Source organism: Aquidulcibacter paucihalophilus (genome assembly GCF_002105465.1).
Lineage (GTDB): Bacteria > Pseudomonadota > Alphaproteobacteria > Caulobacterales > Aquidulcibacteraceae > Aquidulcibacter > Aquidulcibacter paucihalophilus.
Genome location: NZ_NCSQ01000158.1, coordinates 24,218 through 48,156 on the forward strand (window position 1 = coordinate 24,218; position 23,939 = coordinate 48,156).

25 protein-coding genes are annotated in these 23,939 nt (G+C 55.6%); 17 read left to right on the forward strand and 8 right to left on the reverse strand.

The window, feature by feature from the left end; all coding sequences use genetic code 11:
- Positions 1-34: 34 nt before the first annotated feature.
- Positions 35-430 carry an MAPEG family protein gene (locus tag B7364_RS11605; protein ID WP_085340198.1) on the reverse strand — a complete coding sequence of 132 codons (396 nt, stop codon included), beginning with the start codon at positions 428-430 and terminating at the stop codon, positions 35-37.
- A gap of 201 nt (positions 431-631) precedes the next feature.
- On the opposite strand from B7364_RS11605, the gene B7364_RS11610 reads away from it, so the two are divergent.
- Positions 632-850, forward strand: coding sequence for a hypothetical protein (locus B7364_RS11610; protein WP_085340199.1), 219 nt, complete (start codon positions 632-634; stop codon positions 848-850).
- A gap of 135 nt (positions 851-985) precedes the next feature.
- Entirely contained in the window at positions 986-3,190 is a 2,205-nt protein-coding gene (gene katG / locus B7364_RS11615) for a catalase/peroxidase HPI (RefSeq protein WP_085340224.1), read from the forward strand.
- Positions 3,191-3,255: 65 nt separating this feature from the next.
- Here katG and B7364_RS11620 read toward each other — a convergent pair whose 3' ends face one another.
- The gene (locus tag B7364_RS11620) at positions 3,256-4,128 is read right to left on the reverse strand and encodes an SDR family NAD(P)-dependent oxidoreductase (RefSeq protein WP_157893662.1); all 873 of its coding nucleotides are present in this window, start codon (positions 4,126-4,128) and stop codon (positions 3,256-3,258) included.
- A gap of 92 nt (positions 4,129-4,220) precedes the next feature.
- Between B7364_RS11620 and B7364_RS11625 the strand changes: the two genes are divergently transcribed.
- The 4 genes from B7364_RS11625 to rmuC all read left to right on the forward strand — a co-directional run bounded on the left by B7364_RS11625 (position 4,221) and on the right by rmuC (position 9,270).
- Positions 4,221-4,595, forward strand: a complete 375-nt coding sequence (locus B7364_RS11625) for a MerR family transcriptional regulator (protein ID WP_085340201.1) — start codon at positions 4,221-4,223, stop codon at positions 4,593-4,595.
- 87 nt (positions 4,596-4,682) lie between these two features.
- On the forward strand, positions 4,683-5,819 hold the full coding sequence (locus tag B7364_RS11630) for an alkaline phosphatase D family protein (protein WP_085340202.1): 1,137 nt from the start codon (positions 4,683-4,685) through the stop codon (positions 5,817-5,819).
- Between the two features lie 81 nt (positions 5,820-5,900).
- On the forward strand, positions 5,901-7,373 hold the full coding sequence (locus tag B7364_RS11635; protein WP_085340203.1) for a flavin-containing monooxygenase: 1,473 nt from the start codon (positions 5,901-5,903) through the stop codon (positions 7,371-7,373).
- A 343-nt stretch (positions 7,374-7,716) separates the two neighbouring features.
- Positions 7,717-9,270, forward strand: coding sequence for a DNA recombination protein RmuC (rmuC, locus tag B7364_RS11640; RefSeq protein ID WP_085340204.1), 1,554 nt, complete (start codon positions 7,717-7,719; stop codon positions 9,268-9,270).
- Between the two features lie 77 nt (positions 9,271-9,347).
- On the opposite strand, the gene B7364_RS11645 is transcribed toward rmuC, so the two are convergent.
- Positions 9,348-10,088: a Bax inhibitor-1/YccA family protein gene (locus B7364_RS11645; protein WP_085340205.1), complete on the reverse strand. Its 741-nt coding sequence runs from the start codon at positions 10,086-10,088 to the stop codon at positions 9,348-9,350.
- 231 nt (positions 10,089-10,319) lie between these two features.
- Here B7364_RS11645 and maiA point away from each other — a divergent pair, with 231 nt between their 5' ends.
- The 7 genes from maiA (at position 10,320) to B7364_RS11680 (ending at position 17,441) form a co-directional block, all read left to right on the forward strand.
- Positions 10,320-10,961, forward strand: coding sequence for a maleylacetoacetate isomerase (gene maiA / locus B7364_RS11650; protein WP_085340206.1), 642 nt, complete (start codon positions 10,320-10,322; stop codon positions 10,959-10,961).
- Positions 10,962-11,797: 836 nt separating this feature from the next.
- Positions 11,798-12,241, forward strand: a complete 444-nt coding sequence (locus tag B7364_RS11655; protein WP_085340207.1) for a MarR family winged helix-turn-helix transcriptional regulator — start codon at positions 11,798-11,800, stop codon at positions 12,239-12,241.
- Between the two features lie 69 nt (positions 12,242-12,310).
- The gene (gene hppD / locus B7364_RS11660; protein WP_085340208.1) at positions 12,311-13,387 is read left to right on the forward strand and encodes a 4-hydroxyphenylpyruvate dioxygenase; all 1,077 of its coding nucleotides are present in this window, start codon (positions 12,311-12,313) and stop codon (positions 13,385-13,387) included.
- Between the two features lie 24 nt (positions 13,388-13,411).
- On the forward strand, positions 13,412-14,527 hold the full coding sequence (locus B7364_RS11665; RefSeq protein WP_232780891.1) for an isoaspartyl peptidase/L-asparaginase family protein: 1,116 nt from the start codon (positions 13,412-13,414) through the stop codon (positions 14,525-14,527).
- A gap of 15 nt (positions 14,528-14,542) precedes the next feature.
- A complete protein-coding gene (locus B7364_RS11670; protein ID WP_085340209.1) occupies positions 14,543-15,103 on the forward strand; it encodes a VOC family protein in 561 nt (186 codons plus the stop codon).
- 49 nt (positions 15,104-15,152) lie between these two features.
- On the forward strand, positions 15,153-16,157 hold the full coding sequence (locus B7364_RS11675; RefSeq protein WP_085340210.1) for a fumarylacetoacetate hydrolase family protein: 1,005 nt from the start codon (positions 15,153-15,155) through the stop codon (positions 16,155-16,157).
- A gap of 393 nt (positions 16,158-16,550) precedes the next feature.
- The gene (locus tag B7364_RS11680) at positions 16,551-17,441 is read left to right on the forward strand and encodes a hypothetical protein (RefSeq protein ID WP_085340211.1); all 891 of its coding nucleotides are present in this window, start codon (positions 16,551-16,553) and stop codon (positions 17,439-17,441) included.
- A gap of 75 nt (positions 17,442-17,516) precedes the next feature.
- Here the strand turns inward: B7364_RS11680 and B7364_RS11685 are convergent, their stop codons facing one another.
- A complete protein-coding gene (locus B7364_RS11685) occupies positions 17,517-17,858 on the reverse strand; it encodes a hypothetical protein (protein ID WP_157893663.1) in 342 nt (113 codons plus the stop codon).
- A gap of 276 nt (positions 17,859-18,134) precedes the next feature.
- On the opposite strand from B7364_RS11685, the gene B7364_RS11690 reads away from it, so the two are divergent.
- Together B7364_RS11690 and B7364_RS11695 are read left to right on the forward strand one after the other, a co-directional pair.
- On the forward strand, positions 18,135-18,455 hold the full coding sequence (locus B7364_RS11690; RefSeq protein WP_157893664.1) for an Hpt domain-containing protein: 321 nt from the start codon (positions 18,135-18,137) through the stop codon (positions 18,453-18,455).
- A gap of 151 nt (positions 18,456-18,606) precedes the next feature.
- Positions 18,607-19,425, forward strand: a complete 819-nt coding sequence (locus B7364_RS11695; protein WP_157893665.1) for a DUF3108 domain-containing protein — start codon at positions 18,607-18,609, stop codon at positions 19,423-19,425.
- An 8-nt stretch (positions 19,426-19,433) separates the two neighbouring features.
- On the opposite strand, the gene B7364_RS11700 is transcribed toward B7364_RS11695, so the two are convergent.
- The 4 genes from B7364_RS11700 to B7364_RS11715 form a co-directional block, all read right to left on the reverse strand.
- Positions 19,434-20,330 carry an RNA polymerase factor sigma-32 gene (locus tag B7364_RS11700; protein ID WP_085340226.1) on the reverse strand — a complete coding sequence of 299 codons (897 nt, stop codon included), beginning with the start codon at positions 20,328-20,330 and terminating at the stop codon, positions 19,434-19,436.
- A 133-nt stretch (positions 20,331-20,463) separates the two neighbouring features.
- Positions 20,464-21,987 (reverse strand): serine hydrolase, encoded by a 1,524-nt coding sequence (locus B7364_RS11705; protein WP_085340215.1) that lies wholly within the window; start codon positions 21,985-21,987, stop codon positions 20,464-20,466.
- 74 nt (positions 21,988-22,061) lie between these two features.
- Entirely contained in the window at positions 22,062-22,259 is a 198-nt protein-coding gene (locus tag B7364_RS11710; RefSeq protein ID WP_085340216.1) for a hypothetical protein, read from the reverse strand.
- A gap of 4 nt (positions 22,260-22,263) precedes the next feature.
- Entirely contained in the window at positions 22,264-22,581 is a 318-nt protein-coding gene (locus B7364_RS11715) for a DUF1476 domain-containing protein (protein WP_085340217.1), read from the reverse strand.
- A gap of 208 nt (positions 22,582-22,789) precedes the next feature.
- Between B7364_RS11715 and purC the strand changes: the two genes are divergently transcribed.
- Positions 22,790-23,539, forward strand: coding sequence for a phosphoribosylaminoimidazolesuccinocarboxamide synthase (gene purC / locus B7364_RS11720; RefSeq protein ID WP_085340218.1), 750 nt, complete (start codon positions 22,790-22,792; stop codon positions 23,537-23,539).
- A gap of 8 nt (positions 23,540-23,547) precedes the next feature.
- Positions 23,548-23,790 carry a phosphoribosylformylglycinamidine synthase subunit PurS gene (gene purS / locus B7364_RS11725; RefSeq protein WP_085340219.1) on the forward strand — a complete coding sequence of 81 codons (243 nt, stop codon included), beginning with the start codon at positions 23,548-23,550 and terminating at the stop codon, positions 23,788-23,790.
- Positions 23,791-23,939 lie beyond the last annotated feature (149 nt).

Consider the following 23,939-nt stretch of genomic DNA (forward strand, 5'->3'; position numbering starts at 1 on the left):
AGGCGTTGGCCGTCCTAGGAGTTGGCCAAATTGCCTAGCCGAGCAGCAAAGGCACAATCACCATGCCAAGGCCGATGGTGGAGATAATCCATACCAAAGAGCGAATATTCTTCACGCCATAGGCATAAAGCGGCACGTAAATGATCCGTCCAATCAGATAAATATGGGCACCCCAAACCGTAATCGCGTTTTCCTTGCCCGCCACAACCGCGATCAGAACAGCGGCAATGAAGAGCGGCAGGGTCTCATAGAGATTGTCTTGCGCTCGCCGGAGACGCTCGGCCATGGGTGAGAGCGGTGGCATGGTTTCATCGCGGGCACCCATGTTCCACTTCAAGCCATATTGGCCGGTCCGCGCGACATCGAACAACAGAATTTGGACAAAGGCCAATACCAAAGTCCAAGCCAGAACGGTTAAAAGTGGTGTCATGATCTGTTTCCCTCCCCCGGGGTTTTGCCCATGCGTGGGCGATTGCGGACATAGGAAGCCAAAGTGACGTTTGCGTCAAGGAAGGGCGGGCCGGACAGACGCAAGGCTTGCCGCGCTCTATCCACATCCCGATGCTGCAATGCAGCCTGTTGCTCGCCTTAGGCCCTTGCAAAAGAACAAAAGAAGAACATACTATGGGCTATGGTTGCACGTTCTTATCTTGGCCTTCTTGCCCCCGAGCAGGATTTTGAGCGCTTGCGCGCCTATCGCGATCATCTCTTGACCATGGCGCAAGCCTATCGGCCTGGCGGGGCCGAATATATGGCGCTGTCGCGGGCGGTTATAGCTTTAGATGAAGCAGCTGGCATCGTCATGAATAAGCCCGGCTTCTATCAAAGCCGCCTGCATAAGACGACCTAAAGCCACCCTGTCTAACCCGAGCGCTCAAGACATAGATTAAAACTATTGATCAACGTCATATAATCGATTGGACCAATGTAACCTGTGGCCTTAGCGTAGGTCCATAGATTCACCACGTAAAAAGAGGATATGACGATGGAAACCCAAGGCAAATGCCCTGTTATGCATGGTGGCGGCCAACCCGCTAAAGTTGGAACCCAATCCAATCGTGACTGGTGGCCAAACCAACTTAACCTGAAAATGCTGCATCAGCATACCAGCCTTTCAAGTCCAATGGGACACGGCTTTGACTATGCAGCCGCTTTCCAAACTTTAGACCTCGACGCACTAAAGGCCGACGTCATGGCATTGATGACCCAGTCGCAAGATTGGTGGCCAGCCGATTACGGCCATTATGGCCCCTTCTTTATTCGGATGGCATGGCACAGTGCTGGGACCTATCGCACGGGTGACGGCCGGGGCGGCGCGGGCGCTGGGACCTTGCGGTTCGCCCCGCTCAACAGCTGGCCCGATAATGGCAATCTCGACAAAGCCCGTCGCTTGCTGTGGCCGATCAAGCAGAAGTATGGCAGTGCCATTTCGTGGGCTGACCTCATGATTCTCGCGGGCAATTGTGCGCTTGAGTCGATGGGCTTCAAGACCTTTGGCTTCGCTGGTGGTCGTGTAGATGTCTGGGAACCAGAAGAAGATATCTATTGGGGTAAAGAAAAGGGCTGGTTGGATGACCAGCGCTATTCAGGCGAACGGGAATTGGAAAACCCCTTGGCTGCCGTTCAGATGGGCTTGATCTATGTGAACCCAGAAGGTCCCAATGGCGTGCCTGACCCCTTGGCCTCAGCCTTTGACATTCGCGAGACCTTTGGCCGGATGGCGATGAATGATGAAGAGACTGTTGCCCTGATCGCGGGGGGTCACACCTTCGGCAAAGCCCATGGCGCAGCTGATCCCAGTAAGCATGTCGGCCCTGAACCCGAAGGGGCCACGATTGAGGAACAGGGCTTTGGCTGGGCCAATAGCTTTGGCTCCGGCAAAGGTGCAGACACTATTACCAGTGGCCTTGAAGGGGCTTGGACCACCAATCCGATCCGCTGGGACAATAATTATTTCGACAATCTGTTCGGCTATGACTGGGTCCAAACCAAGAGCCCGGCTGGGGCAACCCAATTTATCCCTGCCCAGGCAGATGCGGCAGGAACGGTGCCCGATGCCCATATCCCCGGCAAGCGCCATGCCCCGGTGATGTTTACCACCGACCTTGCGCTACGATTTGACCCCATTTATGGCCCGATCTCAAAGCGCTTCCATGAAAACCCCGACCAGTTTGCCGATGCCTTTGCACGGGCTTGGTACAAATTGACCCACCGCGACATGGGTCCGCGCGCTTTGCATTTGGGCCCTTGGGTTCCAAGCGAAGAATTGATCTGGCAAGACCCAATCCCTGCCTTAAACCATGCCGTCGTCGATGACGCCGCTATTGCCGCACTAAAGGCGGAGATTGCAGCTACAGGCCTGAGCATTTCGGAAATGGTCTCAACAGCTTGGGCGTCGGCCTCGACGTTCCGTGGCTCAGACAAGCGTGGCGGGGCCAATGGGGCTCGCATCGCCTTGGCCCCGCAAAAGGACTGGGAGGTCAACCAACCAGAGCAATTGGCTAAGGTGTTGGAACACTTGCGCAAGATCCAGGCCAACTTCAATTCGAAAACTACCTCGGGCAAAAAAGTCTCCTTGGCAGATTTGATTGTTCTGGCAGGCTCTGTCGGCCTAGAGTCCGCAGCCGCAAAGGCAGGTCATAATATCCAGGTACCCTTCACGCCCGGGCGGATGGATGCCAGCCAAGAGCAAACCGATGTGGCCTCGTTCCAAGTGATGGAACCGGTCGCAGATGGCTTCCGCAATTATCAAAAGCCAAATCTTTCGATTTCGGCTGAAGAATTGCTGGTAGACCGAGCGCAGCTTTTGACCCTGACCGCGCCTGAAATGACAGTTTTGCTAGGCGGCCTGCGCGCTTTGGGGGTCACGAGTCCAGATGGGCACCATGGTGTTCTGACCTCGCGCCCTGAGACATTGACGGCAGATTTCTTTGTCAATCTGCTCGATATGGATGTGGCTTGGGCTCCGGTCGCGGAAGAAGATGGCCTCTATCAAGGCCGCAATCGTCACACGGGAGCCAAGGTTTGGACCGCAACGCGGGTTGATCTGATCTTTGGCTCCAACTCGCAATTGCGCGCGTTGGCCGAGGTCTATGCCAGTAGCGATGGCTCCCACCGCTTTATCGACGCCTTTGTGGCAGCTTGGACAAAGGTCATGAACCTCGACCGGTTTGATCTGGCCCACGTCTAAAGCCCACGCCTAAGGACGCAAGGGCTGTCGCCATGAGACCGGTGGTGGCAGCCCTTGCCTCTCTTTTATCCGCCGAAAGCGCCACGCAAGAGAGCGTGCAACATCCGCCGCGGCAAAACAGCTTGCAAGGCCGCCATGACCTTTGCATCGGTGCCAACCAATCGACGAAACGGCGGATTGCGCGACGCCAGAATGCCTTCGATGGCACGCGCCACTTGGATTGGGTCTGAACCAAAGCGCTCAACCATCCCAACTGAACCAACCAATTTTCGCATGCCCGTCAAATAAAGACCCGAGAGCTCAGGCGTTAGGCCCGCAAGGCTGTCTTCGGCCCCGGCTTCAGACTTTTGTACAAAGGGGGTTCGGATGCCCCCCGGACAGACCACCGTCACTTTGATGTTCTGGGCAAGTACTTCATTCTGCAAGCTTTCGGAAAGGCCCAAAAGGGCAAATTTGCTGGCGTGATACCATGCCTCCCAAGGTATGCCGATCAGACTGCCGATTGAGCCTAAATTCAGAATATGGGCAGGCTTTTCGACAGTTGCACCCGCCCTCAGATACGGCAGGAGGGCGCGGGTGAGATGCGCAAGTCCAAAGAGATTTGTTGCCATCACAGCTTCAATCTTCGGGCGCTCGCTACCCTCGAAGGGTGACATATAATTAAAGCCAGCATTATTGATCAGGCCATGAAGAGGCCTTCCAGACGCGTTGAGACCGTCCACGACGGCTTGAACATGGTCGTCGCGGGTGACATCGAGTAACACAGGCTCAAGGTACCCAAACGCGCAGGCCTGCAGGAGTGCCTCTCCATCTTCAGGTTTGCGAATACCCGCCAGCACATGCCAACCGCGCGCGGCAAGATGTAGCGCAGTGGCGCGGCCAATGCCGGTTGAAGCACCGGTGAGCAAAATCTGTCGGGGGAGCGAGGAAGAAGACATGATGATCAACTTTCGTGTGGCTAAGGTTTGCGCGGCGCGCGTCAAAGGCCTACACTGTGCACTATAGTACACGGTCAAGAGGGTTTGTGGCGATGAATATCGGGGAACTCGAACGGATCAGCGGGCTGAAGCGTTCGACCATCCGCGTCTATGAGAAGTTGGGCCTCTTGACCCCTGATGACGACCGTCGCGGCAATGGCTACCGCACTTATGACCACAGCCATATCGACCGCTTGGCTTCAATCAAACTAGCCCAAACCTTAGGCTTTCGGTTGAAAGATATCCGGGCTCTTTTGCAGGCGTGGGAAAATGGCAGCATGACCCAAGCTGAGAAACTGGTGGCGATGCAGGCACGCTTATCGGAAGTGCGCGAGAAGCAAGCAAGCCTCGCCCGTTTAGAAAAATGGCTTGCAGAAATCATTCTCTGGATTGAACGCGGCGAAACAGGCACAAAGCCTAAGCCTTGATGAGTCGATGGCCTCTCTATTCTTTGGGAAGCCGACTCACCCTCAATTTGTCACGAGAATGACGCTAAGCGGGATTAAAGGAAAAGCATGTTTCACCGGCGCCAATTTTTGACCCTTTCGGGCAGTGCTGCCTTTACCACACTGCCTTTAGCAGGCTGCGTCACCGCCAAGCCCTTCTTAGAAGATTTGCCCGATTTTCCCCGTGCGCCCATCAGCCCAAGACTTGGCAATCGCCGTGTATCACGTATCGCACTCACCTCATGTTCAGACCAAGACTTAGACCTCAGTCTGCTTGACGATGTTCAAGCGGCAAAGCCCGATCTGCTGATTATGATGGGCGATAATGTCTATGGCTCCGATACGCCCAAAGATCCGCAATTGCCCAGCCTGAAAGAAGCCTATCGCAAGCTTTCCGAGGCACCCGCCTTTCGCAGACTGGTCTCTGCTAAGCCAACCGAAGCCGTCTGGGACGACCATGATTACGGCCTGAATGATGGCGGGGGAGACTTTGCGTTTAAGGCTAAAGCCCAAGCCATGTTCGTGAGCTTTTGGAACATTGCCCGCAACAACCCAATTCGCCAGCGTCCCGGCATTTATCGTTCGTTTCGTTCAGGCCCGCCCGGCCAGGTCTTGCAGGTCATTTTGCTCGACACGCGCTATTTTCGCGACCCCCTTGTGCGGACCGATCAACGCAATGCACCGGGCAAAGAACGCTATATCCCCCACCCCCTGAGCTCTGAAGCCGATGTCTTGGGAGCCGCCCAATGGGCGTTCCTGGAAGACGAGTTGAGAAAGCCTGCCGACTTGCGCCTTATCATCTCCTCCATCCAAGTCATTGCGGACGGCCATGGCTGGGAGCGCTGGGGCAATTTCCCGCGGGCGCAACAACGGCTGTATGATCTGATTGCCCAAACCAAGGCCAATGGAGTCCTCTTTGCCTCTGGTGATCGCCATTTTGGTTCAATTCATCAACAAAGAACCGGCGTGGCCTATCCGCTAACAGACCTAACAGCCTCTGGGATCAATAAAGGCTTTACCACAGCACCCGGCACAGATTGGATACGAGAGCCCGCCAGCAACCGGATTGGTGATGGCTATGGACCGATAAACTTTGGCCTTGTCGAGGTGGATTGGGCGGGTCAGACGCTTGATCTAAAGCTTGCTGGCGTGGGCGGAAAGATAACACGGGCGCACCGCCTGGCCTTTGGCGATTTGCGGGCCTGAGACCCAGCCAAATAGGGGCATTGTAAGCCAGCTCTTTTTGTATGATCGTGGCGCTCACAATAAAAACTGGGAGCGACTTTCATGGATTATTCAACCCCAATCGCAATCATTGGCGCGGGCCTTGGTGGGCTTGCTGCTGCCATTCAGTTGAAACAGGCTGGCTACACCAATCTGATCCTGCTTGAGAAAGCCAGCCGCGTTGGGGGCACGTGGGCCCAGAACACGTATCCCGGCTGCTCCTGCGATGTGCCGGTTGCGCTCTATCAATTCAGCTTTGCCCCGGCGATCCATTGGACCAACACCTATCCCAGTTCGGCCGAAATCCAGGCCTATTGCGAACAATTGGTCGCGGGGTTCGACTTAGGGCCTATGCTTTCCCTTAACACTGAAGCCACCTCTGCCGTCTGGGACGAGACCCAGCAGCACTGGACGATCACCACACGAGACGGCCAAATTCACCAGGTTGGGGCCATCATCTCGGCCTTGGGTCAATTGAACCGCCCCTCAATCCCACCAATTCCGGGGCAAGACGGCTTTGAAGGGGCAAGCATGCATTCGGCAGCTTGGAACCATGATATTGACCTTGCCGGCAAACGGGTGGGGGTCATTGGCTCTGCGGCGAGCGCGGTACAATTGATTCCGGAAGTCGCAAAGGTTGCACGCTCTCTGGTGGTGTTTCAACGCTCTGCCAATTACATCGGGCCACGTGGTGACCGCGAAATCCCACCCACTGAAATTGCGCTTCTGCTCAGCAACCCACAAGCGGCGATGGACCTAGGCGCACGCAATCGCGCCCTTATTTTTGATACCGCCGACACTTACTTTTGGCAGACATTTAGCTGGACCCCAGAAGGCCGCGCTGCCTATGCCGACATCGCCAAGCGGCATTTGGAAAAGCAGATTGCAGACCCAGGTCTCCGCGCGAAGCTCACACCCAATTACCCCGTTGGCTGCAAGCGCTTTCTTTTCACCGATACCTTCTACCCCGCCCTCACCCAAAACCATGTGACACTCGAGACCGCCAGAATCGAAGGGTTTGAGGCAACAGGCCTTAGCGTTGAAACCGGCACCCATTATGATTTGGACGTGGTGATCTATGCCACCGGATTTGAAACGACGGGCTGGCACTGGAGCTTAGATGTCGTCGGCCAACTAGGGACACGCCTCGCCGATCACTGGGCAGAAGGGCCTGAGGCCTATTTGGGTATCACCACAGCGGGCTTCCCAAACTTCTTCATGCTCTATGGTCCCCATACCAATCTGGGCCATAATTCCATCACCTTTATGATTGAGCGGCAGATTGAATATGTGCGGGCAATGCTGGCAGGTCTCGCCGAACAAAAGGCCAAATCTGCGAGCATTAAGCCTGAGGCTCAGGCACGGTTTATCGCGAAGTTACAAGAAGATTTGGGCCGAACTGTCTGGGCAGATTCCAGCTGCACTTCTTGGTATAAGAATGAAAAAGGGCAAATTACACAAAATTGGGGCAGTAATTGCACCGCTTATGCCGAGGCCGTGAATACTGTAATTTGGGAAGATTATCAGGTGTGTTGACCGCACAGTGGAATTTAGCTGTCCGTCGAATTGCTGCAACAGAGAGTCCAAAGGACTTGACAGAAAGGTGACAGATTGTCACACAAAAGAGGCTTGGACTTCGGTCCGGCGGCGTTTCGGGGAGGAGACGCCCTTTTGGCTCTCGCGAGAGGGTGGCCGCGCCTAACCATGGCGCGGCCTTTTTTTATCTTCCCACTTGCCAATCTGTTTCATCAAAAGCTCGACTGCGTCCTGTTTTGACGTAGAACTAGACTAGACTGTCGTGCTGTATGTGAGCCCAGCATCAGCTGTGGCACAAACACGTCAGACTATCTCCAGATTGAGTCGCAAGGACATCTAAGCCATGGCCCCCTCCACGAGCCCGGAAACCATTTCGCCCGAATTTTTGAACCTGATGGCCGTCATTGGTCTGTATGTTTTAATCCTCTTAGTCGCGGTCTATTTTGCTCTAACGCGGTCTAACCGTCCTTTGACCCAATTGGGTCGGCGGATTGAGGACATGAATGTGCGCTTTGTCGATTATCGGCAGGACCTTCAGACCGGCATCACCTCGGTTCGCGAAGAAGCCCAACGCCAGAACCTGCAAGCGCGCGAAGAAATGGCCAGTCGCATGGCCGGAATCGCACAAGACTTGCAGCGCCTGATTGATGTCATGTCGGCTGCCCAGCGCGAGCGGCTCGACGCCTTTGGCGTGAGTTTGGCAGAGTATCGAGCTGCAACCAGCGAAGATAGTCGGGCCCTTCGCGAGGAGGTCAATAAAGCCATTGCCGTGCTTTCGGCCACATTGGTTGACGGTATGACAGCGCAGGGCCGCTCTCAAGCAGAGGCGCTCAGCAAAGCGCAAACCCAGATCAAGGAAATGATGGAGGCGAATGATCGCACCGCACTGGCGCTGCGCCAGACCGTCGAAGGCCGCCTTGATGTCCTGCGGCAGGAAAATGAAGCTAAGCTGGAACAAATGCGCGTGACAGTTGATGAAAAGCTGCAGGGCACCCTAGAGCAACGCTTAGGGGCCTCCTTCAACCAAGTGAATGAGCAATTAGAGCGCGTATTCAAGTCTGTCGGCGAGATGCAGACTATTGCCACAGGCGTAGGCGACCTCAAACGCGTCCTAACCAATGTAAAGGCCCGCGGCACGTGGGGTGAAGCTACTTTGGGCATGCTACTCGAACAAGCGATGAGCCAGGAGCAATATGCCCAAAATGTCGAAGTGAAACCGGGCAGCAATCAACGAGTCGAATTCGCGATCCGTCTGCCCAATGATGGTGATACGCCAGTCTGGCTACCGATTGATGCCAAACTGCCGGTGGAGGATTATGAACGCCTCATTGATGCGTCTGACCGGGCCGACACGGTGGGAATCGATGCCGCCCAAAAGGGTCTTGAACGCGCCATCAAGATCGCCGCTAAAGACATATTCGAGAAATATATCGCGCCTCCGAACACAACCGATTTTGCCATCATGTTCTTGCCCACCGAAGGCTTGTTTGCCGAAGTGGTTCGCCGGCCGGGCCTTGTCGACAGCCTTCAGCGCGACTTTAAAGTCTTGGTTTCTGGCCCCACGACCCTGATGGCGACGCTGACCAGCCTGCGCATGGGCTTCCGGACTTTGGCGATCCAACAGCGCTCCAGCGAAGTCTGGCAGGTGCTGAGTAAGGTCAAGCAAGAGTTTGAGAAGTTTGGCGGCGTCTTGAAGAAGGTTGAAGACAAGCTGGATCAAGCCAAGACGGTTGTGCAACAAGCCCGCACCCGCGAGAATGTGTTGGGTCGGCAATTGCGGGCGGTCGAAACCCTGCCGGGTAGCGCGCCCCTCACCGCGCTGCCCTTTGCTCAATCGCCAGACGTGTTGGCGCAAGATTTGTTGGACGATGTGCTGGAGGAGGGAGACGAGGCTTAAAGCTTTGCTGCTCTGATCAAACAAAAAGCCCGCCGACTGACGTCAGCGGGCTTTCTTTTTTAGACGGGGCTAGCAGCCTATTCGCGGTCGCCCAAGAAGCTGAGCAAGAATTGGAACAGGTTGATGAAGTTCAGATACAGGCTCAAGGCACCCATGCTGGTGGCAACTGACATCGCCGTGTTGTCGCCCTTCAAGTAATAATACTCGAACTTCAAGCGCTGGGTATCAAAAGCGATCAGACCTGAGAAGATCAACACGCCCAAGCCAGAGATGACGAACATCAACATCGGGCTTTGCAGGAAGATGTTGACAATACCGGCCAAGAGCAAGCCAAACATGCCCATAATCAAGAAGGTACCAAAGCCTGTCAGGTCACGCTTCGTGGTATAACCCCACAACGACAACGCACCGAAAGCAGATGCCGTAATGAAGAAGGTCGAAGCCAAGGACTGACCTGTGTAGCGCAGCGCCAAGACGCCCAAGCCAGCACCGATCAAGGTCACAATCGTCCAGTAGTACAGGTTAGCACCGGTCTTGGATGGGTTGCGCATGGCAAACATGCCAAACAGCAACACGCCAAGAGGAGCAAGGCTCAATACCAAGCCTGCGCCCGTGTAGCCTCCATTGGCGGTAAACAACATATCGCGAACGGGCGGCACGGAAGAGGTGATATAGGCCAAAATGCCCGAGAGCACCAAGCCAAGGCCCATCTTATTGTAGACGCCCAACATAAAGCTCCGCAGGCCAGCGTCGACGGACATGTCCATCGTGTTCCCGGCTGGGATCGCTTGAGCTTGAAACCTAATTTGGTCGTTCATTTTCGTTCCTTTTCAACATGCAAGCAGACTTCTGCCACATTGCTTAGCCCTAATATCATGCCGCGAAGCATTGGACGCAAGACAACTTTACTACACGATTTTGTGTGCGAGGTCGTAATGGATCGATTTAGCCATCTGATCGATTTGCCTAGCAGCCACTTTCGCCGCCGACTTTGACCTATGTTAGCGGTCCATATGGTGAGGGAAATCGCCCTATGCTAGGAGAAGCCTATGCTTCAATTACATACGTTTTCCCACTCCTCTGCTTCCTACCGCGTTCGCATAGCATTGGCCCTCAAAGGGGTGACCAGTGACAGCCACTTTGTCTCGCTGATTGCCAATGACCATTTGTCTGATCCCTATCGCACTCTCAACCCCGAGGGCCGGGTGCCAGCAATCGTCACCGAGAATGGGGTCCTGACCCAATCCTTTGCGATCATGGACTGGTTGGAAGACACCATCCCAGAACCGAGCCTGTATCCAAGCGACATTTGGCAGCGGGCCTTATGCCGTGCTTTTGCCCATGCCATTGCGAGCGATATCTTCCCGGTGCAAAATCTGGGTGTGCGGCGCAAGCTGGCTGCCGACTTTGGCGCCGATGAAGCACGGACAACGCAATGGTGTGCGGAATGGATCGCCAAGGGCTTTGCCGCATTGGAGATGGAGACGGCCAAGCGCTTTTGGTCACCAGAACAGGGCTATTTGTTTGGGCCTTTACCAACTTTGGCGGATATCTGTTTAGTTCCACAAATGAATAATGCCCGCCGCTATGGGGTGGACTTGACCCCCTTCCCGCTCTTGGTTGCCGCCGATGCAAAAGCGCGCGCGCATCCGGCCTTCATTACAACCGCGCCAGAGACGCAGGCAGGCTGATTTTTTGTCGCTTAGATGCACAGTCTGTCTGAGAGTTACCCGTGGAATACGACCACAAGCTAACCACCCTTTCGCAAAAGGCCCTCGCGAACAGCTTTGAGGTTCTCAGGTGGAGTCCCGCCGAATGTGGGCGAGTATAGAGCTCGATTCGACCGGGTAGGAGGCAGTGTTTGTGGCGCTCTACCTGCCAACCATAAGCCCTTTTTCAGTGGTCTAGAGTTTCGCTTTGCGCACACTTGGGTCATTTTTATCCGTGTTGACCGTCGAATTGATTGTTCTGTGTAACTCCGATTAGTGGGCGGAAAGAACAAGCGGCCTAGCCGTGATTTATCCATTTTTGGATGTCGCCCGCTGGTTGCTTTTTGCCTAGCGAAACGGCTGAGGCAAGGGACGCACGAAACAGAGCGGTGAGCACGGCCAAAATCGCCGTTCTCTCAGCAGTATGTGCGCGCATCGCCAAAGCCTTTGTTGAGCCTAAACACGCTGCAGGAGCGGTAAGTGAGGTCAGCGATCCACCAGCCTTTAGAGCTTTGGAGCATGCTATGCTCTGCAAGATCGCGCTCAAGATCGCCAAAGGCGGCCCAGCGGTCGAGTGCAGTCCCTATGGGCCCCGCCAAGGCTCTAAAACTGGTTTGAGCAAGCACTTGCAAAATACCGCAAGAATCGCGCCCATGTGCAAACTACAGTTCCGTTTTCATAGCTTCTCTCCAAGGGGCAGAATCTCGTATCCTACAAGCCAAAGAAGCCCTAGAAGCTTTGACCAAGATCGGCGAAGCAGAACCCAGGCAACTGGCGTTTGATCTCGTCTTCACCAAGCAGAGACCCACACCGAGATCATGAAACCACTCAATCTTGAAACCTATCTGCCCTATCGGTTGAGCGTGGCCTCCAACAAGGTCAGCGCCCTGATTGCCAAGGCCTATGAGGCACGATTTGGGTTGACCATCCCACAATGGCGCTTGTTGGCGATCCTCGCAGAAGGCGTGCCGCTGTCGCAGCAAAATCTCGTCACCCGCACCGCCATGGACAAAGTCACCGTCAGCCGAGCAGCACAAGCCCTGATCAGCCGTGGCCTCGTACAATCCAAGCCGAGCGAAAGAGACCGTCGCGCTGTTGAGTTGAGCCTCACGGCAGCAGGCGTCTCCATCGTCCAAGAGGTCGCCCCCGTTGCGCTCGCTTTTGAGAAGTCTCTGATTGAGGCCATTGGCAGCCAAGCCGCTGAACGCTTGGAAGCCATGCTTCGCAAGTTGGAAGACCAGGCCGAAAAATTGGCAAAATAGATGTTGCCCCATCTTGGCAATTAGTAACAAATGAAACTATAATGGGGCAACAGATGGTGGGAGCCCCCGATGACGGACTTGTTTGAAAACCCCCTTGGCACTGATGGCTTTGAGTTTGTTGAATTCACAAGCCCAGACCCCGACGCTTTGGCGACCTATTTCCGCCAATTGGGCTTTACCGCGTTTTCCAAGCATCGCTCGAAGAATGTGATCCGTTTTAAACAGGGCGACATCAACTTCATTCTCAACATGGAGCCTGTGGGTCAAGCAGCTGAGTTCCGCCGGCAGCGCGGGTCATCGGCCAATGCCATGGCATTTCGGGTCAAGGATGCCGCCCATGCCTTCCGGGAGGCGATCGCGCGCGGGGCCGAAGCCGTCGATAGCCCCATCGGGCCGATGGAACTGGATATTCCTGCGATTAAGGGCATTGGTGGAGCCTTTATCTATCTGGTTGATCGCTATGGTGCGCAAAGCATTTATGATGTCGACTTTAAGCCCATCCCCGGCGCCGCGGAAGAAGAAGCCATCAATTCAACAGGCCTGACCTATCTCGACCACCTAACCCATAATGTGTTCCGCGGAAAAATGGACGTATGGGCAGACTATTATGAGCGCATCTTCAACTTCCGCGAGATCCGCTATTTCGACATTGAAGGTAAAGTATCCGGCTTATTCTCCAAAGCCATGACCAGCCCCTGTGGCAAAATCCGTATCCCCTTGAACGAGAGCAAGGGCGAAGAAGGCAAGACCGACCAAATCGAAGAATTCCTACAGCGCTATAAGGGCGAAGGCATTCAACATATCGCGATGGGTTCCTCCGACCTATTGACCACAGTCGACCAGCTCCGCGCCCGCGGTGTCGAACTGCAGGACACGATCGATACCTATTTTGACTTGATCGACACCCGCCTGCCCGGTCACGGCCATGATGTGGAGGCCCTGCGCCAACGTAAAATCTTGATTGATGGCGCGCCTAGCGAAGGCCAAGGCCTGTTGTTGCAAATCTTTGGCAAGGATGCCGTTGGCCCTATCTTTTTCGAGTTTATCCAGCGAAAAGGAAACGAGGGCTTTGGTGAAGGCAATTTCAAAGCCTTGTTTGAAAGCATCGAATTGGACCAAATTCGACGCGGGGTTTTGCAAGGCTGAGGCCAAAATTGGGAGCGGTTTAGGATGGGCAAATTTGGCGCGCTTTGCAGCATAGCGGCTTTGGGTTTCGCCCTCGGTGCCTGCACCATGACAACCCAAGTCGGTGACGGCCCAGAAAAGACCCGCACCTTCCTGACAAGCCCGCCAGCCCCCATTCCGGCTTGGTCGATTGCTATTCATGGTGGGGCTGGCGTGATTGAGCGCAAGGACTTAACACCCGAGCAGGATAAAGCCTATCGCGCCGCCTTGGCCGAAGCCATTGAGATAGGTGCCGATATCCTCCGCAAAGGTGGCGATGGGATCGACGCGGTGGAAGCTACCGCCCGTTATCTGGAAGATAATCCCTTATTCAATGCAGGCCGGGGTGCAGCGATTGATGCCTCTGGCAAAGCGACTTTGGACGCAGCCATTATGGTTGGCCAAGGCCTCAAAGCCGGCGCAGTTGCGGGCATGATGACAACCCGCCACCCGATTAGTGCGGCGCGTGCCGTGATGGAAAAAACGCCACATGTATTTCTGATCGGCGAAGGCGCGGATCAATTCGCCCGCGAACAAGGTCTTGAACAAGTTCCCAATAGCTTCTTTTTGACGGCGCGGCGCTGGCAAATTCTTGAAGAAGTTCTGACCGAACAAAAAATGCCGATCCCGCCAAAGCCCCCTGGCCTCAATAATGATGGCCCCGTCCACTCAGGCCCGAATGCGGCTAAGTCCGGGGAAGCGCGGTTTGGGACGATTGGGATTGTGGTGCGCGACACCAAGGGCGTGTTGGTGGCTGGCACCTCCACTGGCGGTCTCACCGGCAAGAAATGGGGCCGAGTCGGTGATGTGCCGGTCATTGGGGCTGGAACCTATGCAACGCCCACCTGCGCGGTCTCGGGCACTGGAACCGGGGAATATTTCATCCGCTTAGGCGTCGCCCGTGCCATTTGCGATAAGGCAGCAGAGCCCGGCATGGACCTGCAGGCTGCAGCAGATGCGATCATGAAGAAAGACCTGACAGCTTTGGGCGGTGATGGCGGGGTTATTGTCGTCAATGCGCGGGGGCAGACCGTCGCGAGCATGAACACACCTGGCATGTATCGCGCGCAGATGAGTGCGGTTAGCCCTGCGCGCGTGGCCATTTACGCAGACGAGAATTAGGATAAGGGACGAGTCATGAGCCAGCTAAGAGGCATTCACCACGTCGCCTATCGCTGCCGCGATGCGAAGGAAACGGTGGACTTTTATCACGACGTGCTGGGCATGGATTTTCAAATCGCCTTTGCTGAAGACCATGTGCCGTCCACCGGTGCCTATGACCCCTATATGCACGTCTTTCTCGATGCCGGCGGCGGTAATGTGCTGGCCTTTTTCGAACTGCCTGAGCAGCCGGACATGGGCCGCGACCCCAATACGCCCGAATGGGTGCAGCACATCGCCTTCAAGGTCGATAGTGAAGAGGCTTTGCTCGCGGGCAAGGCCCGAGCAGAGGCGCGCGGGTGCTCGGTGATTGGTCCAACCGATCATGGCATTTTTCGCTCCATCTACTTTTTCGACCCCAATGGGCACAGGTTGGAACTCGCCCATGATACCGGCACTGCTGCAGAACTCACCGAACTGCGACGGGTTGCGCCCGAGATGCTGGAAGAATGGTCGCGTACCAAAAAAGCGCCACGCCATGCCGACTGGCTGCACGCTAAGGCCCGCGCCAGCCACGCAAAGTCTGATCCTGTTTAAAACGTGCCATCGAAACGGTTTGGGACCGCCCAGCCCTTAGGAAACACTGATGAAACTCGCCTCTCTCAAATCCGGCCGCGATGGTCGCCTCGTCGTGGTCTCGTCTGACTTGAATTATTGCACGGATGCAGGCCTGATCGCACCCACTCTACAAGCCGCGCTCGACGATTGGGCCCGGTGCGGCCCAGCCCTGCAGACTTTGAGCGAGGCCTTAGAGCGCGGTGCAGTTCCCACCGAACGCTTTCATGAACGTGAGGCTCATTCACCGCTTCCGCGCGCCTATCAGTGGGCCGATGGCTCGGCCTATGTGAACCACGTCCAATTGGTGCGCCAAGCCCGTGGCGCTGAGATGCCAGAAAGCTTCTGGACCGATCCTCTGATGTATCAAGGCGGCTCCGACGATTTTTTGCCGCCGCGCGCGCCGATCCCGCTTGCCGATGAAGCTTGGGGCTGTGACCTTGAGGCCGAAGTCGCCGTCATCACCACCGATGTGCCACAGGGCATTAGCGCTGAAGCGGCGCGTGACCACATCGCCCTTATCTGTCTGGTCAATGATGTCAGCCTGCGCAATCTGATCCCCAATGAATTGGCCAAGGGCTTTGGCTTTTTCCAGGCCAAACCCGCCAGCGCCTTCTCTCCCGTCGCCGTATCGCCCGACAGCCTCGGGCCCTTATGGGACGGCGGCAAACTGCATGTCACCTTAAGCGTCGATCTCGATGGCAAGCCGTTGGGTCGGGCCCAAACCGGCGTGGATATGACGTTTGATTTCGGCCAATTGATCGCCCATGCCGCCCATACCCGCAACCTCTGCGCCGGTACCCTTATCGGCTCGGGCACGGTTTCCAACCGCGACGCGACTGGCGGCCCTGGCAAGCCTATCGCGGAAGGTGGTCTCGGCTATTCCTGCTTGGCCGAAGTGCGCGTTGTAGAAACCATCCTCCATGGTGCCGCCAAGACGCCCTTCCTGAAACACGGCCAAGTCGTGCGCATCTGGGCCGACGACGCCACCGGCCACTCCATCTTCGGGGCGATTGAGCAGAAGGTGGTTGGCTGATGCGAATTGACACCCAGCAGGTCTAAGTACACTTCCCCTCACGACGTCCTCCCCGCCGAAGCTTGAGCTGTGGGCGGGGACCTCGGCGCGTTTACGGCCCGAGGTCTGGGGCTCGGATACCCCATCCTGAGTCGTTCTGCGGCACAGCCAAATAATCGACCGCCTCTCAGTTCTTTTAAGCGCCCCTTCGCCGCTTTCGACGGAGATTCTCGAGCAAAAAAGAAGTGGCGCAAAGCACCCAAACATGAGCGATCCATGACGGCTATGTTAAACTTATGTAAGAATGGCTCCAAACTTGCCGATCTGCGTTGACGAAGCAGACGGGATGGGGTGGAAACAGGCGTTGCGGTCCTCCCTTCACCGCGCATGAGGTGACTAGCCTTGCGACTTCGAATGACCATGATTGGCGCGGCCGCCCTGCTCGGCAGCTTTGGAGCAGCCGGCGCGATGAACGGCTTATGGGCATCAGCTGATGCCCGGGCGCATAGTTTGGATGGGCTAAAGCTGGCGATCGGCTTGCCCTATGGCGGTGTCAAAGCGACCCCCAAAGTTCAATTGAGTGCCGCCACCGCCTTGGCTGCGCAGTGCCAAAGCGACAAATTGGCACAAGCGCACGTGCCTGTAGCCAAGCAAAGCCTGATCGCCCATGTCTTCGAAAAGCCTTCGGTGAAGACAACACAGCGCTTGGTCATGGCCGATGCGACAGCCAAGCCACAGGCCCCCGAACATGCTGAACGGCCGTTGCCACCCCAACCACCTGCTGCTGCGGAGTCTCCAGCAGCCCCAGCCACCCCGGCACCCCCGGCCTTGGCAAGCCTGCACCCTGCCCTAGCCGCACCTGGGTCGATGAAGAGCTTGATGGCCCAAGCTCAGGCAGAGGCCAGCAAATCGGCCAAGCTAGCCTTACAGAGTGCGGCCGCAGCCAGCGCCTTAGAACAAGCACGCACGGCTACCCGTGTGAAAATTCGGTTCGAAACGCCAACCACTTTAACGCCAGCACAATATAAGAATTCAGAACACGAACTCGACCAAGCGGTTCAGCGTCTTGAGATTACCCAATTGCTTGCGGCGCGCCTCAATGAAGGCGATTTCTCGTTTGTTGTCTCGTCAGATGACGGCAAAAAGACCTGCACATTGGGGCAGGCCGAAGGGGTATGTGGGCTGTTGAGCCCAGCCGATATGGCGCGCATTCGTTCAGAAGTGGCCGCGCAGGTAAAACTCGCCCAAGTCGCCGTGCGCGAAAGCCAAGTTAAGCTTGCACGCGCACGTCTGACGGACGGGTAATTCGATCTAGACCGAAAGAGTAACGGGGCCTCGCTGCGCTGAGCTCAAATTATTGGGCCAAGTCATTGGGCCCAATTATTGGGACAGTGCGGTTGTTTGCATGGATCTGTTGGCTTCAGGCAATTGCACACGGATGGTAGCGACAGCAGGCCGCTCTGCCAATGCCACAGCAGTCAAGCTTGGACGATCCGCCTCAGCCAAAGCATAAGCAATCAAGGTGTTGACGCACTGGGTCTCGTTCACAACCCGGTCTCGACGCGCAGCTTCTGCACACATCTTGGTCGCAGCTTGCTCAATCTGTTTAAAGACCACTTCCGGGGCGGCATTGGCCGGCACCTTTTGATCGGCGATTTCTGCTTGCGCAGCACCCGATGCCAAAGCAGCAAAAGCGATCAGTCCAACAAAGCGGTGTGCCATAGCAATCTCCTCAATGACCCACAAAATTGCGCGACCCAGATGTCCCGTCGGAGGAATGTGACATTAAAATGACTATGTGACAACACTTATATGACAACTATATGACTTTTAGACGACAGAATTGTAAATTTGGGAAATTAGGGTTGATTAATCAATGAGATAAAATATGCCCCACGTGCAACAAAACCGTCACAAAACCATCTGAAAAGGTCCACATTGGCTTATTAAAGCCGAAAGCATTTGTTGGTATCCATGGGAAACAGACGGAGAAAAGTCATGCGCGCGTTTGGAAGCCCACCAGATCTTACGGCCCTGAAAGGTAGCTATTTGGTCAGTTTGAAAACAGACTTAGGGGCACTCGAGAACCTACAGAGTGAAGTGGACTTTGGCTTTGCGGAACCCAGAACCTATGAAGACTTACGCCGACTTGCCCATGTTCAAGCAGGCAATGCCGCTACATTTGGCTTTGAGGCTTTAGGCCTTGCCGCGCGGGCTGTGGATGTTTTGTTGAGCGAGCTGCAAGGCCCCTCTGATAAGCTTGCACCCTTGATTGGAACTTGGCAGCGCGAACTCCAGAAGGCCTGCCAAGGCGGATAAGTTGTTTGGGCGACAGGGCCCAAAGGCTCATAAAGAAGATGCAGCGCGTGTCTAGACACCGCCACATTTGCGACCATAAGCAATCAGCTTGCGTTCAGACAGAGAGACTTACCATAGGCCGTGTTTGAAAGCTGAAACGAAAGAGCCTCTGATGTCAAAACTCCCGCTGGTGTGCACGATTGCAGCCCTTTGCGTGCTTGCAACGCCTAGTGTCGCGCAAAACGGTCCATCGCCAAGCCTGCTCACCAATCTGGGCCCGGGGCAGAGCCGTTCGGTCGACATTTCCTTGCGGGCGCGAATTGGTCCGCTCGAATTGGCGCGCGGTTCGTTCAAAGTCAATTTGACCCAAGACAGCTATAGTGGTGAGGCGACATACCGCACCTCTGGCATTGCCGCTTCCTTTAACAATGATGCTGGCGTGGCAACGGTAAAGGGTGCCATTGACGACGGGCAGCTCAAACCGCGAAATTTTGTCAATCAAGAGACCAATGGCAAAAGACGCCGGATCACCATTAATTTCGCGGGCCGTTCTGTTGATGTGACGGCTGCGCCGATGTGGGGAAATATGGGCTTTCCGCCTGCAACTTTGGCCCAAAAGCTGGAGTCCGTGGATCCCGTCACGGGCTTGATGGAATTATCCTTGGTTACAGGCCGCGATGCGGGTCGGGCCTGTGGCGGAGCCGTCAAGATTTTCGACGGCAAAAGGCGCTATGATATTCGCACCCAATATGTCGGGATCGAGCAAGTCTCTACCCCGGCTTACAAGGGTCCTGCGACCTATTGTCGGGGAACATACACCGAAGTCGCAGGCTTTAATCAGAAAAAGCCTGGCGAAAGCCGCGAGCCAATCCGCCTGCAAATCTGGCTGGCCGATGTTGGCAATATGGGGGTTTCGGTACCCGTCCGCATGACAGGCTCTAAAGGCATTTATACCGCCGTCCTCTATGCCGACCGAGCAGTCGTTCGCTAAAGCCCGGATCACACGTCAGGCAGAAGGCCGCTATCTTCAGGGTTTCCAACCTTTTTGATCAAAGCGGCCTTCAGCTTCTTCATGGCCTGGTGCTCGATCTGGCGCACCCGCTCTTTTGAAATGCCCATGCGGACGCCTAGGGATTCCAAGGTTGCCCCCTCATCGGTCAAGCGACGTTCTTGAATGATGGCGAGTTCCCGCGGATTGAGGGATTTTAGCGCCTCTTGAATCCAATTGGTGCGCCGTTCGGTATCGGTTCGCTCCATCACATCTTGATCGGGTAGGATGCCTTCATCTGGCAAGAGGTCTTGCCACTCGCCACCACCATCGACCCCATCGGACATGGGAGCATTGAGCGAGCGGTCGTTGGCCGAAAGGCGCGAGGCCATTTGTTCGACTTCACGTTCACTCACGCCCAATTTGGTGGCGATAATCTCGCGGTTCTCGCGCGTCATCATGGCTTCCCCCGTATCGCTGATGAGGGCGCGGAGTCGACGGAGGTTGAAAAAGAGCGACTTTTGTGCGGCCGTCGTGCCCGTCCGCACGATGGACCAGTTGCGCAACACATAGTCTTGAATGGCTGAGCGGATCCACCAAGCGGCATAGGTTGAAAAGCGCACGTCGCGATCAGGCTCAAAGCGGGCCGCTGCCTGCATCAGCCCAATATTACCTTCTTGGACCAAGTCACTCATCGGCAGGCCATAATTGCGGAAGCGCGCCGCCATCGAAATCACAAGCCGCATATAGGCCGTTGTGAGCTCATGCAGCGCGCGCTCATCCTGATGGTCGCGCCATTTAATCGCCAGCTCGCGCTCGTGATCATGCTCCAGCAACGGTGCTTTCATAGCCTGTTTGACAAACCGGCGCGTTGCGCTTTGAGCTTCGGCTGTCTCATACGTGGCCATCTGATCTCTCCGATCCTTGTCCGCACCTGATTTGGCTGTCAGCTTTACGCGCAAGCGAGGGGGATGGATCAGTCGTTATGACAAATCTATGACCGAAGAACTGCAAATTGGCAGACGATTTTGTGGTCCGGATTTATCCAGATGTCCGGACAAAGATGGCCGGGGGAAAATCATTATCCATCTGCACTTCTAAGGACCTGATTTTGCCGTCCATATCGGCTTGGAAAGCAAACTTCACATCGAGAAGATCATCATCATCTTCGCGGGTAGGTTTGCCGTTGAACACATCATAATGCCAATGATTGAGGCGAATGGGCATGTTATTATAGGTGCCCAGCAAACCGGCATCATCGCGGGTGATGGTCCAAATGCCATAGCCTTTATGGATGAAGGTTCCGACAAAGGCATCCAATGCGCGCGAAGGCGTTGTATTGGGTATGGGCATGGGCGGGGATTGCGTGGCGGCCTTGGCCTCATTCGCATCCCGACGGGCCAACCCTCGGGCAGACCACTTGGCTGGCGCCAGCCCCATCAGGCGATCAAACAAATCAAGACTGACGTGGCCGGGCAGAGGTGTGCCACGCATATTCGCAAAGGCGATAATGCCGACATTCTGTTCTGGGAATAAGGTCACGCGCGAAGAAAAGCCATTGAGATTGCCGCCATGGGCAACCCGCCGCATGCCACGATAAAAATCGGTGCGCCAGCCCAACCCATAAAGCCCCCGGCTCAATTCTATGGCCTCTGGTTGTCCGCCGGTTGATACAAGCGGTGCCCACATGGCTTCACTTTGCGCGACAGAAATCAGTCGCTTCTCGCCAAAGCTACCACGACGCAGCTGCAAATCCATCCAAGCGATAAATTGGTTGGCTGAGCTATAGAGCTGACCGGCTGGGCCGATCGCATCTTCTGGCCGCAACGGAATCTGCACGGCTTGCTTGGCCGGGGTTAGCTTGTGGCCAAAGGCGAAATTACTGTCCATGGCCATTTGGCTGGGGCTAAAGCCAGTGCGCGTCATGCCGAGTGGTTTGAGGAGGCGCGCATCTGTGAAGGCCTCCCACGTCTGGCCCGTTGCGCGCTCGACCACCAGACCAGCCAAAATATACATGAGGTTATTATATTGATACTGGCTGCGAAGGGGCGCTGAGGTTTCCAAATACGGCATACGTGCCAGAAGCTCAGACTTGCTCAGCCTCTCATTATTGTACCAAACGAGATCATGGGTACCAAGGCCTGTGCGGTGCGAGAGCATGTCGCGCAGGCTCAGGCTCGCATATTCTACCCCGCCCGCCATTTTGAACTCAGGCAGATAAGTGGTGACGGGCTCATCCCACTTAAGCTTGCCCTCATCGACCAAGATGGCGACGGTTGCCGCAGTAAAGGCTTTGGTGAGGGACGCACAACCAAACAAAGTATCGGCTGTGACCGCTTGGGTTTTCGCGCCGTCACGCCAGCCAAAGCCCTTTGCATAAAGCGGCGCGCCATCCTTGATAACCGCAATCGAAAGGCCCGGGACGCGCCAATTCTGGCGCGCCAGATCAAGCTCTGCATCCAAACCTGCAAGGGGATCGGGCTGGCGCTTGGCTGCCCAAGCGGGCCCCACGAGGCCCGCGCCTAAGCTTGCACCCACTAAGGAGACAAAGGCCCGCCGCTGCATCAATCAATTTAACCCCTTAGCCGTACGTCATGGCAGATATAGTGGGCGGGGCAAGTCGGCCTTGTCTAGTCCTTTTAGCGACGAATGGCATCGGCCCCGACGCAGGTGCGGGTCTCTTCGCTCCACGTACCGCCGCGGCGATAACAATCTTGGCGCATGGCCGCCGCGCGCGCTTCGGCCTGTGCCGGATCGGACTCAACCGGGCCTAAGGCGCACCCAGAAAGGGTTGCCATAACCAAAGCAAAGCCACCAAAGGCCAGCGCGCGCGCCATCGGCTTAAGCCGTCAGCTGTTGGCGGGCAACTTCGAGAAGATCTTCCATCTCGCGGCGGATCTGATGCTCGCTGACATCAACCCCTTTGGCGTCGAGATCGGCTTTGACTTTGCGGTAGACATCATCATCGCCGGCTTCTTCAAAATCGGCCATGACGATGGACTTGGCATAATCTTCAGCGGCTTCGCCTTCGAGGCCTAAAAGACCGGCAGCCCAAGCGCCGAGCAGCTTGTTGCGACGCGCCGTGATTTTGAACGAAAGCTCGCTATCGTGCGCATATTTGGCTTCTTCAGCGCTCTTGCGCTCATCGAACTGGCTCATATCAGACTTCCTTGAAAACGTGTCAGCGGACAAAGTCCTATGTGGGGTCTGGATAGGTCTCTGCGCAAGTAAGCGCAAGAGGATGCGCCACATGATTGAGGCCTGTCGCGCAGCCTGTTAGGGTGGAAATGTCGTTAGGAGTTTCGACTCGGGCCACGCTGGCTGCGAGTGCGTGCCTTGCCACCTGACCACTGAGGAGAGCGCGACCATGTCCCGCCGCAAGAAAATTTATGAAGGCAAGGCCAAGGTCCTCTATGAAGGGCCAGAGCCTGGTACCCTGATCCAGTATTTCAAAGACGATGCGACCGCCTTCAACGCTGAAAAACATGCGATTATTGAAGGTAAGGGCGTTCTGAACAACCGTATTTCAGAATTCATCATGACCAATCTGAATGCGATTGGCGTGCCCACGCATTTCATCCGTCGCTTGAATATGCGCGAGCAATTGATCCGTGAAGTGGAAATCATCCCGCTCGAAGTCGTGGTACGCAATGTTGCCGCAGGCTCAATCTCGAAGCGTTTAGGTATTCCCGAAGGCGAATTACTACCCCGGTCCATCGTCGAATTCTATTATAAGAATGACGGCTTGGGTGATCCGATCGTCGCTGAAGAGCATATCACCGCCTTTAACTGGGCCACCACACAAGAAATTGATGACATCATGGCGCTTGCTTTGCGCATCAATGACTATTTGTCGGGTCTATTTGCGGGTGTGGGTATCCGCTTGGTGGACTTTAAGCTTGAATTTGGTCGCCTCTATGAAGGCGACATGGTGCGCACGGTTTTGGCCGATGAAATCAGCCCGGATTCGTGCCGTTTATGGGATGCGCGCACCAACAACAAGCTCGACAAAGACCGTTTCCGACAAGATTTGGGCGGCGTTTCTGAGGCCTATGCCGAAGTCGCCCAGCGCTTGGGCATTTTTAAAGACCCACGTAGCGCGTTTGTAGAAGGCTAAACCAACCGATGAAAGCCATTGTGAATGTCCGTCTAAAAAAGGGTGTGCTGGACCCTCAAGGCCGCGCCATTGCCGAAGCCCTGCGCGGCTTGGGCTTTCATGAGGCCGAAGATGCGCGCGTCGGCAAAGTCATCGAGATTGAACTTGATGAAACCGACCCCGAACGCGGTGCCGCACGCGCCAAAGAAATGGCAGCCAAACTTCTGGCCAATCCCGTGATCGAAAGCTGGACGGTCGAAATCGCAGCTTGAGGCGCCGTCCTTCAGGTTGCCATGCCCGCCAGCGCGTGCGTTGCGAGCGGGGACCTTGCGGGACTCTCCGGCACGAGGTCTAGGCCTGGACTACCCCATCGGGGATCGCATCGCTTCTCGTTCTTTTGTTCTAGAAGGCTTTGGTGCAG